This is a genomic window from Erwinia sp. MYb416 (assembly GCF_037479575.1).
Lineage (GTDB): Bacteria > Pseudomonadota > Gammaproteobacteria > Enterobacterales > Enterobacteriaceae > Erwinia > Erwinia rhapontici.
Genome location: NZ_JBBGYT010000304.1, coordinates 1 through 1,793, shown reverse-complemented (window position 1 = coordinate 1,793; position 1,793 = coordinate 1). Strand labels below are relative to the sequence as shown.

At 52.6% G+C, this 1,793-nt stretch carries 2 protein-coding genes; both read left to right on the top strand.

The genetic code is table 11. The annotated features are described in order from the left end of the window. Positions 1 to 121: 121 nt before the first annotated feature. Entirely contained in the window at positions 122 to 1,150 is a 1,029-nt protein-coding gene (locus tag WH277_RS02755) for a pyridoxal-phosphate dependent enzyme (RefSeq protein ID WP_339457261.1), read from the top strand. 28 nt (positions 1,151 to 1,178) lie between these two features. Further along, positions 1,179 to 1,733 carry an allene oxide cyclase barrel-like domain-containing protein gene (locus WH277_RS02750; protein ID WP_339457263.1) on the top strand — a complete coding sequence of 185 codons (555 nt, stop codon included), beginning with the start codon at positions 1,179 to 1,181 and terminating at the stop codon, positions 1,731 to 1,733. Positions 1,734 to 1,793: the final 60 nt, after the last annotated feature.

Genomic DNA, 1,793 nt, shown 5'->3' with positions numbered 1-1,793 from the left:
GCTTAAGCGCTGGCCGGGCGGGCACTTTTACTTCCAGGACAATCTGGATGCCTTTTTACACCAGCTGTTGCCGTCATGCGCAGCGGCTCAACTCAACTGATGGTCAGATAAGGAAGATGTGATGAACTTTGAGCTGTTTAATCCTCAACGCGCTGCGCCAGACACAGAAAAGGCTTTTACGCTGTTCCCGGCATTGAAAAAGTTTTATGCCTCGCTCGGCAAAACGCCGCTGATCCCGGTGCCAGGCCCTCAGGGGCACGCGACGATTCTGGCGAAATATGAATTCAACAACCCTTTTGGTTCGGTAAAAGACCGGACCGCCTTCGGGCTGTTTTGTGATGCCATCAATCAACATGACTTTGCGCGTGGCGAACTGAAACTGCTGGATTCGTCCGGCGGCAATATGGCGAAGGCGCTGGCAAAACTGGGCAACATGTGTGGCATTGCCGTGCAGGTAGTGATCCCCGACTCCTCACCCGAGCAGCTGGTGGCGACGCTGAAGGGCGATAATGCGCAGGTGACGCTGGTGGACCGCAGTCAGTTTTTACTCGGCGTGATTGCCCGTAGCCAGCAAATTGCCCGCGATGATCCCAGCTGGACGCTACTCTCACAGCACCTCAATCTGGTGAATACCGCCGTGCATCAGCATCAGACCGGGGCTGAGATCCTCCATCAGTTGAACGGCACACGTGCCGATGGCTGGGTATCGGCAGTGGGAACCGGTGGCACCTTATCCGGCGTATATGCAGCACTGAGCCGCGATAATCCCCAGATTATTGCCTGGGGATCCACGCCTGCAGAGTTACCTTATGGCACGCTGAATGCCCCTAACGGTGAGGCAAAGTTTGCCGGGGCAGGCGGCCTGGGGTTTGGCTTCCGCCAGCCGTTTATTACCCAGCTGATGCCAAAAAATCTGCCGTTTAATGAAGTGACCTATCGCGAAGCACTGACGGCTATGTATGAATTCTGGCAGTTGACCGGCGTGAAAATTGGCGCATCCTCCGCCGCCAACTGGAAGACCGCGTGGAAACTGGCGCAGACGCTTGACCGCGGTCAGCAGGTGGTGACCCTGTTCGCTGACGCCGGAAGTGATGTGGAAAGAGAGAAAGGAGAAGCCTGGTTTAAACAGTCCGATATCGTGGTGGCATAACCTCATTTTTAATTAAAGGGTCAAAAACATGGAAATTATTCAGGGCAATAATAATGTATTGTCAGAGCTGATTGCGCTCGCAAACTGGGTTCGCGCTGAAATTGAACAGGGTTCTTCGGTAACCGAAGTTGAGCATTCTCTGGCAGTAAATAAAGGCTACGCGAATGCTACGGTTATTTCCGTCGTGGAAATGGCAAATATTCATTTTAATGCAAAAACCAACAGTGGGCCGACGGTGGGTGACGCGAATTCGCACGTCGACCATTTTATTGATGAGCGAGGTGAACCCGTAGGAACCATGACCGGCAGCGGGTGGAAAATTGCGGCGCTGGCCGATAACAGCGTGGTCTCTTATTATCATGAGACCGCCGAAACCCCTCAGGGACGTATTGAAACTTCAGGTATCTGGAACTCCAGTGCCATCTGGGCATCGCAGTGGCAGTCATTGCTGGCCGTAGGCGTAAGTGGCGATGTGATGGGGAAAGTGGGGGTACGTCAGCTTTATCAGGAAGTGCCCAGAGAGAAATATCGTACGTTACTGGTGCTGGTGCCACTCGATCAAATTAAAACACTGACCCAATAATTTTATATTCAAGAACAGATAAACACTCTTAAGGGGTAGGTATGCACACGTCTGAAGAAT

Bases quoted from the DNA above. Each gene is read 5' to 3' on its own strand.
- WH277_RS02755 (WP_339457261.1), top strand. From the start codon at position 122: ATGAACTTTGAGCTGTTTAATCCTCAACGCGCTGCGCCAGACACAGAA.
- WH277_RS02750 (WP_339457263.1), top strand. From the start codon at position 1,179: ATGGAAATTATTCAGGGCAATAATAATGTATTGTCAGAGCTGATTGCG.